The 13105-nt window shown below is 67.4% G+C and carries 13 protein-coding genes; 4 read left to right on the top strand and 9 right to left on the bottom strand.

Annotated elements, in window-relative coordinates:
* Positions 1 to 127: 127 nt before the first annotated feature.
* The gene (locus AC27L4_RS09230; RefSeq protein WP_487139914.1) at positions 128 to 1921 is read right to left on the bottom strand and encodes an IS1634 family transposase; all 1794 of its coding nucleotides are present in this window, start codon (positions 1919 to 1921) and stop codon (positions 128 to 130) included.
* Positions 1922 to 2559: 638 nt separating this feature from the next.
* On the opposite strand from AC27L4_RS09230, the gene AC27L4_RS09225 reads away from it, so the two are divergent.
* Positions 2560 to 2730, top strand: coding sequence for a hypothetical protein (locus tag AC27L4_RS09225; RefSeq protein WP_487141789.1), 171 nt, complete (start codon positions 2560 to 2562; stop codon positions 2728 to 2730).
* 476 nt (positions 2731 to 3206) lie between these two features.
* On the opposite strand, the gene AC27L4_RS09220 is transcribed toward AC27L4_RS09225, so the two are convergent.
* The 6 genes from AC27L4_RS09220 to AC27L4_RS09195 all read right to left on the bottom strand — a co-directional run bounded on the left by AC27L4_RS09220 (position 3207) and on the right by AC27L4_RS09195 (position 8423).
* The gene (locus tag AC27L4_RS09220) at positions 3207 to 3605 is read right to left on the bottom strand and encodes a VOC family protein (RefSeq protein WP_487141788.1); all 399 of its coding nucleotides are present in this window, start codon (positions 3603 to 3605) and stop codon (positions 3207 to 3209) included.
* A 42-nt stretch (positions 3606 to 3647) separates the two neighbouring features.
* Entirely contained in the window at positions 3648 to 4601 is a 954-nt protein-coding gene (locus AC27L4_RS09215) for a glucokinase (RefSeq protein WP_487141787.1), read from the bottom strand.
* 136 nt (positions 4602 to 4737) lie between these two features.
* Entirely contained in the window at positions 4738 to 6135 is a 1398-nt protein-coding gene (locus AC27L4_RS09210) for an NAD(P)(+) transhydrogenase (Re/Si-specific) subunit beta (RefSeq protein WP_487141786.1), read from the bottom strand.
* 9 nt (positions 6136 to 6144) lie between these two features.
* On the bottom strand, positions 6145 to 6615 hold the full coding sequence (locus AC27L4_RS09205; RefSeq protein WP_487141785.1) for an NAD(P) transhydrogenase subunit alpha part 2: 471 nt from the start codon (positions 6613 to 6615) through the stop codon (positions 6145 to 6147).
* A gap of 113 nt (positions 6616 to 6728) precedes the next feature.
* Positions 6729 to 7868 (bottom strand): Re/Si-specific NAD(P)(+) transhydrogenase subunit alpha, encoded by a 1140-nt coding sequence (locus AC27L4_RS09200; protein ID WP_487141784.1) that lies wholly within the window; start codon positions 7866 to 7868, stop codon positions 6729 to 6731.
* Positions 7869 to 8135: 267 nt separating this feature from the next.
* The gene (locus AC27L4_RS09195) at positions 8136 to 8423 is read right to left on the bottom strand and encodes an aa3-type cytochrome c oxidase subunit IV (RefSeq protein ID WP_487141783.1); all 288 of its coding nucleotides are present in this window, start codon (positions 8421 to 8423) and stop codon (positions 8136 to 8138) included.
* 215 nt (positions 8424 to 8638) lie between these two features.
* Here AC27L4_RS09195 and AC27L4_RS09190 point away from each other — a divergent pair, with 215 nt between their 5' ends.
* Both AC27L4_RS09190 and AC27L4_RS09185 read left to right on the top strand, forming a co-directional pair.
* Entirely contained in the window at positions 8639 to 9400 is a 762-nt protein-coding gene (locus AC27L4_RS09190; RefSeq protein WP_487141782.1) for a motility protein A, read from the top strand.
* A gap of 9 nt (positions 9401 to 9409) precedes the next feature.
* Positions 9410 to 10246 (top strand): OmpA/MotB family protein, encoded by an 837-nt coding sequence (locus AC27L4_RS09185; protein ID WP_487141781.1) that lies wholly within the window; start codon positions 9410 to 9412, stop codon positions 10244 to 10246.
* A gap of 3 nt (positions 10247 to 10249) precedes the next feature.
* Here the strand turns inward: AC27L4_RS09185 and AC27L4_RS09180 are convergent, their stop codons facing one another.
* A complete protein-coding gene (locus AC27L4_RS09180; protein WP_487141780.1) occupies positions 10250 to 11794 on the bottom strand; it encodes a trimethylamine methyltransferase family protein in 1545 nt (514 codons plus the stop codon).
* Positions 11795 to 11980: 186 nt separating this feature from the next.
* Between AC27L4_RS09180 and AC27L4_RS09175 the strand changes: the two genes are divergently transcribed.
* Positions 11981 to 12481 carry a TspO/MBR family protein gene (locus tag AC27L4_RS09175; RefSeq protein ID WP_487141779.1) on the top strand — a complete coding sequence of 167 codons (501 nt, stop codon included), beginning with the start codon at positions 11981 to 11983 and terminating at the stop codon, positions 12479 to 12481.
* A 6-nt stretch (positions 12482 to 12487) separates the two neighbouring features.
* Here AC27L4_RS09175 and AC27L4_RS09170 read toward each other — a convergent pair whose 3' ends face one another.
* Positions 12488 to 13087 carry a hypothetical protein gene (locus AC27L4_RS09170; RefSeq protein ID WP_487141778.1) on the bottom strand — a complete coding sequence of 200 codons (600 nt, stop codon included), beginning with the start codon at positions 13085 to 13087 and terminating at the stop codon, positions 12488 to 12490.
* Between the last annotated feature and the right edge of the window lie 18 nt (positions 13088 to 13105).

Raw genomic sequence — 13105 nt, 5'->3', positions numbered from 1 at the left:
TCGCGCTTCACCGCGGGCCTAATGGGGGTTATCGCGGAGGTCGGGGGCCTCCGTGGCCGCCGCGCTCTAACCCGTCTTCGCGGATTGGGGGCAGATTGAGGCATCCCCGCGGTTGGCGATCAATGGGTTAGGCTAAAAGGTCTTCACTACGTCGACTGGCTTGGGCGAGGACGGAGGAGGTGATTCTGGGCGGGGGCTGTGGCGGCAATTGGAGCTTGAGGCGGCTGATGAGGAGGCTGAGTTCGGGCTCGGGCTGGGTGTAGCGGGTCAGCTGGATCTCGCGACCATCGGTGGTGGGCAAGTGGACGTCGATCATCTGGATGGCAACGAACTTTTCCAGAGCACTTCGAGCGGTCAGTCCCGGGGCCAGGGCGTGGAGGCGGCGGGTCAGGGTGATCTGCAGGCAATAGGCCAGGAAGGCGATGAAGATGTGGGCTTCTATCCGCCTCTCATCCTTGTGGAAGACCGGGCGGATCGCCAGGTCGCCTTTCAGGGTCTTGAAGACCTCTTCGACGGCGACGAGCTGAATGTAATATTGCCATAGCAGGGCGGGATCGTTGTCGGTGAGATTGGTTCGCAGCAGATAGCGCCCTTCACGCCGTCTGATGGTTCGCAGCCTCTTGCGGTCGAGGCGGAAGGTCAGCCCGCCGTTCTTGTCGATGTCGACATCGACCAGGCGCCAGGCGGTCGGCGCCTTGGAGCGCGCGGCGCCCAGCTTCATCAGGAGCTCCTCGCGGGAGACCGCCATGGCGGCGATCTGCCGGAGCCGCTTCCACAGCCATTTCAACTGCCGCCGCCGCATGGCCCGTTCCTTGGAGACGCGGTCGAGGCTCTGGGCGAAGACATAGAGTTCGCCATCCTCGGCCAGCAGCTTCACCTGAACGCCCTGCCGCGCCTCCTGCCAGGGCTTGTCCAGCAGGTGCTTTTCCAGGCGGTTCAGCCGTCCCTTGGGCGTTCCCACCAGATACTGGACCGGCGGGTCACTGGCCCGCATCTGTGCCAGGGCCGCCTCGGTGGGAATGCCGCGATCCATCACCCAGACGCGCCGCGCCTTGCCGTATTGCTGCTCGATCTTGCCGAGGAACATCCCCAGCGTCTTGCTGTCGGCGGTGTTGCCGGCCAGCACCTCGTAGGCCAAAGGCAAGCCCTCCGGGGTGACGACCAGGGCGATCACCACTTGCGGACAGTCCGGCCGCTTGTCGCGGCTATAGCCGTGACGGCGCTTGTCGCCCTCGGGCAGATCCGAGGCGTTGACCTCAAAATAGGTGCTGGTCAGATCGTAGAGCAGCACGTCGAAGCGGGCGTTGAACAGATCGCGCCAGCGCTCCGCCAGATGAGCGAACAGGGTCTGCCTGTGCGCCAGGAGCAGGTCGTGGCAGGCATACAGTTTGTGCGCCTCGGCCAACCCGAAGTCCGCCCCCAAGAGGTCGGCCATGGCGCTACGCTCGAACCATTCGCGATGCAGGCGCCATTCGCTGCCCGGTGCGATCAGGCGATAGGTCACCAGAACCTGAAGCACCTGGTCCCAGCGTGTCCCCTTGCGGCTCGGCGGCAGGCGGTCGGCCCAGAACCGATCGAGGTGCAGGTCGCGCCATAGGAGCCCGGCCAGCCAACAGGCACCCCATTGGCGCGGCCGGCACAGCCGGAGCTCCGACAAGCGAAGCTGCACCACTGAGGCATCGGCCGCGACGGCTTGGCAGCGATCCTCCGGAAACAGAGCCAGCGTCTGTCGATCGCCGGTGTCGGTATCGAGCACCTCGATGGCTTTGCGCCAGGCGGCGGCCTGAGAAGAGTTGATTTCACCCAAATACAAAACCTGCCGCTGCACCACCCGGCCATCGTCGAGACGCTTGTTCTCGACGATGTTCCAGTAGGTATGCGTCTTGCCGTCCTTCCTTCGCTCGGTTCGTCGCAGAAACATGGCGACATGAATCTATGCACGCCAAACCGTATCTTGGAAATAGCCTAGGTCTTCACTACAGCCGATTCCGGTAGAACATGCGAACCTCGCCTCAATCAGATCAAATACTTACGCGCTCAAAAAACCTCGAAATCGACGTTTCCGCGCGCGAATCCGCGAAGACGGGCTAAGTGTAGGCGGCTTTGCCAGAGCGCGACCAGACCGGGGATGAAAATCGCTCCTGCCGGGACGAGGGCACCGAATGCGAGAAGCTGCCGAACAAGCAATGATTGGGAAGGGCCAGCCAGCAGAACGACAAAAAAAGAAGGAGTGAATGTCAAGTAAGATGCAAAATAAACGAAGATGCCCAGTCCTAGTTAAATGTCATAATCAATGTTTCGCCGACTGTCATGAATGCGACAAAAAAAGGCGGCGGCAAAGCTATGCAGTGGGTTGAGGAATAATTTCTCTATGCCAAGTTTCGCCATCAAAAATACTGGATAATAAAAAATCGCGATCACGAGTCCCGCCTTCCACGGAGATACGTTCATGCGTGGTCCGCTTTTGCCTACGAACTGTTCCGCCTCTTCCGTTGATCTATGGTAGTATCCGATTGCGTCACAAAGTTGGGTGACTCCACCCTGCGATGGAAGAACCCGATGCTTGTGACGATCCTGTCGAGCCTTGGGTTCAATCGGGACATCGGCCGGACGGCGGCCCGGCTGACCGATCGCAGCGCCCCGACGACGAGGCCGTGCGGGTCAGGAGCGCTTCTGGTTCCGGTGGAGGATTACGAAGCCGACGATGAAATTCGCGCCGGCCGACGCTAGGGCCCCAGACACGAGAATTTCACGGAAGAGAGGTGATTGAGGAATTCCGGCCAGCATGACGACGACGAATGAGGGGATTACAGAGATATACGTGAAAATGATCGTCCAATACCTCGACTCTCGGTGCCCAAGTTCGATCATCAAGTCTCCTGACATTAATAATATTATATAATAGATCACGTATTCACTATGCATCGAATTTGGAAATATTGTATCTATACCAAGTTTATAGAATAGAAAGTTAGGAAAATATATAAGTGTAGAAACGATTGAATAGGAAAATATTTGTTTCCACCAGGTTTGGCTGCCTATCCGAGGGTCCATGATGACGCCCGAACTCTCTGGAATTATCTGTCTTCCCGTTAGTCCGTAGCTTGGGATTGTGGCCTAAACCGGATCAACTTGTCGTCGAAGCGAAGCAAATCGTCAGGGCGCGACATGGATCAGATTGAACGTCAGGAATGCCTCCGCGCAGCCTATCCCGCCGACTTGCAGACCGCCTCAATGGGATGCCCGTCCGGGTCGATGACGAAGGCCGCGAAATAATCCGGCCCATAGTGCGGCCGCAGCCCCGGAGGGCCGTTGTCCGTGCCGCCATGGGCTAGGGCGGCGGCGTGGAACAGGGCGACGGCCTCGCGGCTGGGCGCGGCGAAGGCGAGGTGGAAGCCCGGCCCCGGAGGCCGCAATCCCTCGGCCCGCAGCTTGATCGCGAACTTGTCGCCGCCGCCGGGCGGGCCGTAGCCGACGGCCTGGTTCGGATCGCCTGGGTTCAGGTCTTCCCAGACGCGGACATAGCCGAGCGGGGCGAGGGCGGCATCATAGAACGCCGCCGCGCGCTCGATGTTCGAGACCCCGAAGGACAGATGGTGCAGCATGCCATTTGGGCTCGCGTTCGGGCAGTCCGGTCCGTCCCCGCCCTACCAGTCGGCCGCGGCCGCCGCGCAGCCGGCGAGACCCGGCGTCGGGCTGGTGATCAGGCGCACCGGGATCGGCCGCAGGAACGCCTCCATCGGCGACTTGGCCTCGAAGGTGGCGCGGAAGCGGTCGGGGGCGATCAGCGACGACAGCTTCTGCACCACGCCGCCATAGAGGAACACGCCGCCCTTGGCCGCGAACATCAGCGCCACGTCGCCGGAGAAGCGGGCGAGGTAGTCGAGGAACAGGTCGGCGCTGTCGCGGGCGACGGCGTCGCCGCCGGCGAGGGCCAGCGTGCCGATCTCGGCGGCGTTCAGCCGTCTGATGTCGCCGGCCAGCTCGCGCAGGGCGGCGTCGATGCGCTCCAGGCCCGGGCCGGACAGCACGTGCTCGCCGGAGACGCGCCCGACCTGCCGACGGATGAGGTCGTGCGCCGCGGCCCAGCGTCCGTCCGGCGGGCCGATCTCGGCATGGCCGCCCTCGGAGGGCACGGCCGTCCAGTGGCCGCCGCCGCGCACCAACGCGCCGACGCCCAGGCCCGTGCCCGGGCCGAGCACGGCGACATTGCCGTCCGGGACGCCGTCGGCCACGTCGCCGATCACCTGCAGCTCGTCGCGCTGCAGGTGCGGCAGGGCGCGGGCGACCGCCTCGAAATCGTTGATCACGTCCAGCCGGGAGAAGCGCAGTGCCGCGGTGAGCTCCGGCGGGCGGAAGCGGAAGCGCGCCAGGTTGGTCGGGCCGACGACCTCGCCCGCCACCGGGCCGGCGATGGCGACGACCCCGGCATCGGGCCGCTCGCCGACCTCGGCGATATAGGCTTCGATCGCCGCCTGGAAGGTCGGGAAGGCCGCGTTCTTGTAGTGGCGCACCGAACGCGGCGCCGTCTCGCCGCGTCGCACCAGGGCGAACCGGCTGTTGGTGCCGCCGATATCGCCCAGCAGGATCAGTTCGCCCATCGGTTCGCTCCCCGGGCGGGATGCCGGAACCCGCCGAGGCGGCGAATCCGGCATCGCGCGGATAGTCCCATTCCAGCAAAGCGCCCGGACCGGACCTCAGGTTCCGTCCGGGCGGGTGATCCGGTCCCCGTCTTCGTCAGAGGGACTTCAGGATCTCTTCCACCATCTTCTTGGCGTCGCCGAACAGCATCATGGTGTTGTCCTTGAAGAACAGCTCGTTCTCGACGCCGGCATAGCCCGAGCCCATGCCACGCTTGATGAACAGCACGGTCTTGGCCTTCTCGACGTCGAGGATGGGCATGCCGAAGATCGGCGACTGCGGGTCGGTCTTGGCGGCCGGGTTGGTCACGTCGTTGGCGCCGATGACGAAGGCGACGTCGGCCTGGCCGAACTCGGCGTTGATGTCCTCCAGCTCGAACACCTCGTCATAGGGCACGTTGGCCTCGGCCAGCAGCACGTTCATGTGGCCGGGCATGCGGCCGGCGACGGGGTGGATGGCGTATTTGACGTCCACGCCCTCGGCCTTGAGCCGGTCGGCCATCTCGCGCAGCGCGTGCTGGGCCTGCGCCACGGCCATGCCGTAGCCCGGCACGATGATGACCTTGGAGGCGTTCTTCATGATGAAGGCGGCGTCGTCGGCCGAGCCCTGCTTGACCGGCCGGGTCTCGACCGCCCCGCCGGCGCCGGCGGCGGTGTCGCCGCCGAAGCCGCCGAGGATCACGGAGATGAACGAGCGGTTCATCGCCTTGCACATGATGTAGCTGAGGATGGCGCCGGAGGAGCCGACCAGCGCGCCGGTGATGATCAGCGCGAGATTGCCCAAGGTGAAGCCGATGCCGGCAGCGGCCCAGCCGGAATAGGAGTTCAGCATCGACACGACCACCGGCATGTCGGCGCCGCCGATCGGGATGATGATGAGGCCGCCGAGCACCAGCGACACCAGTACGATCAGCCAGAACAGGGCGTGGCTCTCGCTCGTCACGAAGGCGACGATCAGCACGACCAGCAGCACCGCCAGGGCGATGTTGATGAGGTGGCGGCTCGGCAGCATGATCGGCTTGCCCGACATGTTGCCGTTGAGCTTGGCGAAGGCGATGACCGAGCCGGTGAAGGTGATGGCGCCGATGGCCACGCCCAGCGACATCTCCACCAGCGAGGCGCCGTGGATGGCGCCGGACTCGCCGATGCCGAAGGCGACCGGCGCGTAGAGCGCGCCGGCGGCGACGAACACCGCCGCCAGGCCGACGCCGGAATGGAAGGCGGCGACGAGCTGGGGCATCGCCGTCATGGCGACGCGCCGGGCGATCACCGCGCCGATGCCGCCGCCGATGGCGATGCCCAGCACCACCAGCAGCCAGCCGGAGACGCCCGAGGGCGGCGCGACGGCCAGGGTGGTGACGATGGCCAGCGCCATGCCGATCATGCCGTAGCGGTTGCCCTGGCGCGAGGTGGCGGGCGAGGACAGGCCGCGCAGCGCCAGGATGAACAGCACGCCGGCGACGAGGTAGAGCAACTGGACGAGGTTGACCGACATCGTCCGCTCCTAGTGCTTCTTGGACGGCGCGGCGCCGTCCTTGGGCTTGTACATCGCCAGCATGCGCTGGGTGACCAGGAAGCCGCCGAAGATGTTGATCGAGGCCAGGATCAGGGCGAGAAAGCCGAGCGCCCGGGCCCAGAGCGGGCCGGTGTCGAGCCCGTCGCCGACCGCGACGCCGACCGAGAGCAGCGCGCCGACCACGATCACCGAGGAGATGGCGTTGGTCACCGACATCAGCGGCGTGTGCAGCGCCGGGGTCACCGACCAGACGACGTAGTAGCCCACGAAGATCGCCAGCACGAAGATGGCGAAGCGGAAGACGAAGGGGTCGATCGCCCCCCCGGTGACGGCGTGCGCGGCCCCGCCGACGGCGGCGGCGATCTGGTCGGCATATTGCTGGGCCGAATCGGCCGCCTGGCGCGCCATCTCGGCGGATTGCCGGGCATGTTCGAGCAGTTTCTCAGGAGATTCCGGCATGGTGGGCCCCGATGTGCATGGGAGCGGCGCGGAAGCCGCCGATGGCAAGGGATGGGTAGCGTCCGCTGCCCCGGTTGGGAGGTGGTCCGATATGGCTTTCAAACCATATCCGATCACGCACCCGAGGTCTTGGGCTGGAAGCCGGGATGGACGACGGCGCCGTCGCGGGTGAGCAGCGTCGCCTTGACCAGCTCGTCGTCCCAGTTGGGCTTGAGCACCTTCTCCTTCTTGTCGACCAGAGTCTCGACGAAGGCGTAGAGGTTGCGGGCATAGAGGCTGGAGGAGGAGGCGGCGAGGCGCCCGGGCACGTTGAGGTGGCCGACGATCTTGACGCCGTTGGCCGTGGTGACCACCTCGCCCGGCACGGCGCCCTCGACATTGCCGCCGCGCTCGACCGCAAGGTCGACGATCACCGAGCCGGGCCGCATGCCGGCGACCATGGCGGCGGAGACCAGGCGCGGCGCCGGGCGGCCGGGGATCAGCGCCGTGGTGACGACGATGTCCTGCTTCCTGATGTGGTCGGCCACCAGCGCCGCCTGCTTGGCCTGGTATTCCGCCGACATCGGCTTGGCGTAGCCGGCTGATGTCTCGGCCTGCTTGAACTCCTCGTCCTCGACCGCGACGAACTTGGCGCCGAGCGAGGCGACCTGTTCCTTGGCGGCGGGGCGCACGTCGGTGGCGGTGACGATGGCGCCGAGGCGCCGGGCCGTGGCGATCGCCTGCAGGCCGGCGACGCCGGCGCCCATGACGAAGAGCTTGGCCGCCGGCACGGTGCCGGCCGCGGTCATCATCATCGGCAGGGCCCGGCCGAACTCGGCCGCGGCATCGATCACGGCACGATAGCCGGCGAGGTTGGCCTGCGAGGACAGGACGTCCATCACCTGGGCACGGGTGATGCGCGGCATCAGCTCCATGGCGAAGGCGCTGACGCCGGCGCCGGCGAGCTCGCCCAGCGCGGCCTCGTTGCCGTAGGGGTCCATGATGGCGACGACCAGGGCGCCGGCCTTGTAGCCCGCCAGCTCGGAGGCGGCCGGGCGGCGCACCTTCAGCACGATGTCGGCGTCGCGGACGACGTCGGAACCGATCTGAGCCCCGGCGGCCTCATAGTCGGCGTCGGGGATGCCGGAGCGGTCGCCGGCGCCCGCCGCCACCGCGACGCCGGCACCCAGGCCGATGAGCTTCTTCACCGTCTCGGGCGTCGCCGCGACGCGTGGTTCCCCCGCCTCGATCTCCGCGGGTATGGCGATACGCATGGCTCCCGTCTCCGCAATTGTGCGGCGATCGCGCCCGCTCGTCGGTGCGAAGACATGGCTATCCGTGTCGCGGACGCCCCTTTCCGCTCCGGTTCGCGCGGCGGATTCTGCCGGCTCGTGTCTCCAAGCAGGGTCTCTCGAACCTGCTTCCACTTGTGAATCCGAGCAGCGCCGACCTTGCTTCAAAAGCGCAAAGTCAATCGTGGCGAGGGCCGCGAGACGCTGCTTGGGACCGCGCTTGGCGCGGGGTCGAATCCAGGAACGATGTCAGTGCGTGACCATCAGCAGCGTCGCCAGCATCACGACGAGGACGACCACGCCCGGCTTCCAGTCGAGGCTCTTGATGGCGAGGCCGAGAACCGAAGCGACGGTCGCGACGACCAGCCAGAAGCCGCCGAGGACCCAGCGATGGGTGGTGCCGCCGATGGCGAGCGTCACCACGACGCACAGGACCCAGACCAGGGCGATGGCGCTCAGGCGCATGAAGCCGTCATAGGTCCGCTGGTGCTCGGCAAAGTCGCCGGCGGTCATCGTGCTTTCGGTATGGTCGGCCATGGGCATCCTCGGCAGGCTCGGTCTCCGAGGCTTTAGCGCGAAGCGCCCGTGGGTGCAATCACGCCGTGGCGGCTTTACGACGCAGCGGCGGGGCGCCTCCGGGGGTCTGCCTCGCCGTCAACGTTAACGCGGCGCTCATCTTCCCCGGCCAAGATGCGGCGAGGTTCGACGGTCGTCCGGCCGCTTCGCGCCGCGTGCTGCGTCAGGGTTCCCAGATGGATATCGCAACCGGAATCGGCCTCGTTTTCGGCTTTGCCGTCTTCATCTTCCTGATGATGGACGGCGGCGGGCTGATGATGTTCATCTCCGAGCATGCCGGCATCGTGATCTTCGGCGGCGCCACGGCCGCCACGATGATCCGCTTTCCCTTCTCCACCATCGCGCACGGCCTGCCGCTGGCGATGAAATACGCCTTCACCTCGCGACGGCTGTCGCAGCGCGAGGTGGTCGACGAGATCACGCGCCTGGCCGAGATCGTGCGCAAGAGCGGGCCGATCGCCCTGGAGAACGAGGCGATCGAGGACGAGTTCCTGGCCAAGGGCATGCGCATGGTCGCCGACGGCTACGACCGGGACTTCATCCGCGACACGCTGGAGCGGGACCGAGACAACACCTTGTTCCGCCTCGACGAGGCCCAGAAGGTCTACCGCGCCATCGGCGACTGCGCCCCCGCCTTCGGCATGGTCGGCACGCTGGTGGGCATGGTCCAGATGTTCGCCAACATGGACGATCCCTCCAAGCTGGGCCCGTTCATGGCGACCGCCCTGCTGGCCACGCTCTACGGCGCCGTGCTCGCCAACCTCGTCTGCATGCCGATCGCCGACAAGGTCAGCCTCAAGGCCGAGGATCTGGAGGTCAATTCGACCCTGATCATCGACGGCGTGCTGGCGATCCGCGAATCCAAGAGCCCGACCCTGGTGCGCGAATTGCTGATGGCCTACCTGCCCGAGCATTCGCGCCACGAAGCGCTCGCCTGAGGACCGCTCATGTCCAGGAAGAAGAAGGGACATGCCGGGGGCCATGGCTGGTTCGTCACCTTCGCCGACCTGATGGGCCTCCTGATGAGCTTCTTCGTGATGCTCACCGCCTATTCCACCATGGACCAGAAGAAGCTGCAGATGGTGGCAGGCTCGATGGCGCAGGCCTTCGGCACGCTGAAGGAGAGCCGCTTCGCCGGCGTGGTCGAGATCGACGGCGTGCCCACCCGCCCGAACCTGAAGCATGTGGAGAATATCGACGTCTCGCAGGCGACCGACCGGCCGGCGCCGCGCAAGCGCGACGTCCAGGTCGAGGGCGTCGTCGACCCGGCGATCGAGCAGCGCCGCGCCAGCGCCGCCGCCTCGATCCGCCAGGCCCTGCAGGCGAGCCCGGAATTCTCCGACCTCGTCAGCAATCTGCGGGTGACGGAGACGCCGAAGGGCCTCAACATCGAGCTGGTCGACCAGGACGGCCGTTCGATGTTTGCCCCCGGCTCGCCGAACCCGAACACGCGGGCGCTGGCCATGCTGTCGCGCATCGCGCCGGTGCTGGTGCGCCTGCCCAACCGCGTCGAGGTCACGGGGCACACCGCCTGGAGCGGCCTCGCCGGCGGCGAGACGGACGGCGGCTCGGCCGCGCATTGGCGACTGTCCTCGGACCGGGCCCTGGCCGTGCGCGACGTGCTCGCCGCCGGCGGCGTGGCCGACGACCGCTTCGCCGCCGTGGTCGGCAAGGCCGATGCCGAGCCGGCCATGGTCGACGACCCGTCGATGGCGATGAACCGCCGCGTCTCCATCCTGCTGCTCGACAGCCCGCCGCCGGTGCCGAGCGGGCTGAAGCCCTGAGAGTCAGTACCAGGCGTCGGGCGCCGCCGCCTTCTTGCGCGCGACATGGTCGGCCAGCGCGTCGCGGACACCCTCCTCCAGCGGCGGCGGCTCGTGCGCGGCCAGCATGGCCTTCCAGCGGGCATTGGCGCGCTGTACGATGTCCTTGGACCCTTCCTCCGACCATTGCTCGTAGGAATTGTTGTCCGACAGCGGGAAATCGTAGAAGGCCGTCTCGTAGTTGCGCATGGTGTGGGCCGAGCCGAGGAAATGCTTGCCGGGGCCGACCTCCCGGAAGGCGTCGAGGGCGAAGGCGTTGTCGTCGACCGGCAGGCCGGCGGCCAGGGTGTGGAAGGCGCCGCACTGCTCGGCGTCCATGACGAACTTCTCGTAGGACATGGCCAGCGCCCCTTCGGCCCAGCCCGCGGCGTGCAGGATGAAATGCGCGCCGCAGAGGAAGGCCGGCCACATCGAGTTGGCGCTCTCGTAGGCGGCCTGGGCATCGGGGATCTTCGAGGCGCAGAGGTTGCCGCCGCAGCGCAGCGGCACGCCGAGCCGGCGGGCGAGCTGGCCGATGGCCAGGTACCCCAGCGCCGGCTCGGGCGTACCGAAGGTCGGCGCGCCCGATTTCAGCGACATCGAGGACAGGAAATTGCCGAGGATCGCCGGCGCGCCGGGACGCTCCAGCTGGGTGAGCGCGACGCACATCATCGCTTCGGCGAAGCACTGCGCCAGGGCGCCGGCGGTGGTCACCGGCCCCATGGCGCCGCCGAGGATGAAGGGCACGCACACCGCCGCCTGGTTGGCGGCGGCATAGGTGCGGATGACCCGGCTGGCCTCGCCGTCGAGCACCAGCGGCGAATTGGTGTTGACGTTGCCGAGGATGACGCAGTTGGCGTCGACGAAATCGGCGCCGAACAGGATGCGGCACATCTCGATGGAGTCGGCGGCCCGCGGCGCGGTCGTGACCGAGCCCATGAAGGCCTTGTCGCTCAGCGTCATGTGCGCCAGCACCATGTCGAGATGGCGCTTGTTCACCGGCACGTCGACCGGCTCGCACACGGTGCCGCCGGAGTGGTGCAGCCAGGGCGAGGCGTAGGCGAGCTTGACGAAGTTGCGGAAGTCCTCGAGCGAGCCGTAGCGGCGGCCGCGGTCGGCGTCGGTGACGAAGGGCGAGCCGTAGGCCGGCGCGAACACGGTGTGGTCGCCGCCGATCACCACCGAGCGCGCCGGATTGCGCGCGTGCTGGACGAAGCTCGCCGGGCAGGATTTCCGGATGATGGCGCGCACCAGGCCGCGCGGCGGGCGGATGCGGCAGCCTTCGGTCTGCGCGCCGGCGGCGCGGAACAGGTCGACCGCCTCCTGGTCGCCGCGGATCTCGAACCCGACCTCCTCCAGGATGCGGTCGGCGTGCTCCTCCACCAGCACCAGGGCTTCCTCGGACAGGAGCTCGTAGGGCGGGATGCGCCGGGTGATGCAGGCCGGCGCGGCAAGGCCGCCGCGCCCGCTCCGCCTGGCCTCCCGCCCGCCGCGTCCCCGCCGTGCCGTCGTCTCCGCCTCGGGCGCCATGGCCGATCTCTCCCGCATCCCGGCCATGCTATCGGCGCGGGAACGGGCGAAAGACCGGAAACGGACATTTCGTGGCCTGCAGGCGACGTTTCCTGCCGCCGTTGCGGCGCGGCAGCCGCCCCGGCCGATTTGACAGGGCGGTGAAATCACAATAGCCTGAACAAATACGGAACATCGGAGAGGCCCTTGTCCTTCGCCCTCACCAGGCCACACACGGTCTCGCCGTGGGTGGCCTTTCCGCTGGCCTTGGCCGCGAGCACCGCGGTGGCTGCGCTCGACGCCTGGATCGCAGCCTCGGAGATCGCAAGCTGGTATGCGAATCTCCGCAAGCCGGCCTTCGCGCCGCCGGACTGGATGGTGCTGGCGGCGTGGCCGCTGCTGCACGGGGTGATGGCGCTCGCCGCCGGCCGCGTCGCCACCCTGCCGCGCGGGACACCGCTGCGGCGCGAGGCGCTGGTGCTGTTCGCGGTTCAGCTGGCTCTGAGCGTGGTCTGGTCGCTGCTGTTCTTCGGCCGGAACAATCCGGAGGCCGGCCTGCTCACCAGCGTCCTCCTGCTGGCGGCGGCGGCAGCCACGACCGCGGCGTTCTGGCGGCTCGACCGCGCCGCCGGCCGGCTGATGCTGCCCTGCCTCGCCTGGGTCGGCTTCGTCAGCATGCTGAACGGGACGATCGTGGCGCTGAACTGAGCGCCCTCAGTGCACCGGTTCGATCAGGGTGACCGAGCGCTCGGACGAGAGGCGGCGGATGGCGGTCTCGGCTTCGAGCACGTCGTCGATGCCGGTGAGGATGGTCTCGGCCGTGTCGCCGCGGCCGGGATCGGCGGCCTCGTGGCGGACTTCCAGTGTGCCGTAGCCACGCTCGACCTTGCGGCGCTCGACGCCGAGGATGGCGTTGGCAGGCAGGGTGCGGACCGGCCTGCCCGACAGCGAGAGCGTCATCAGCCGCCGGTCGGTGACGAGGATGACCGTGTCGCGAGCCCGGCGCGCCGCGGCGTGCGGCGTGAGCATGAGGTAGCAGCCCATCAGCACCACGGGCACGGCGATCAGCGCCATGGCGATGGGAAAGGCCAGGGCGCCGCCGAAGCGCAAAGCCCCCCACACCGCCTGCAGCGCCAGGACCGCGATCGGCGCAGCCAGCGTCGCCAGGAGCCCGCCGGCCACGGCGGTCGGCCAGGCCTGGCGCGCCGCCTCGCGCGGGTCGGGCATGGTGACGAAGACGATCGGTTCGGCCGGCTGCAGGGCCTTCACCACGGTGCGGCGCGCCGCCTCGCTCAGGCGCAGCAATCCCGACATGACTCCTATCCCTCGCGC

Source organism: Labrys sp. Lb11, from assembly GCF_057554225.1.
This window is presented reverse-complemented; position numbering and strand designations above follow the sequence as displayed.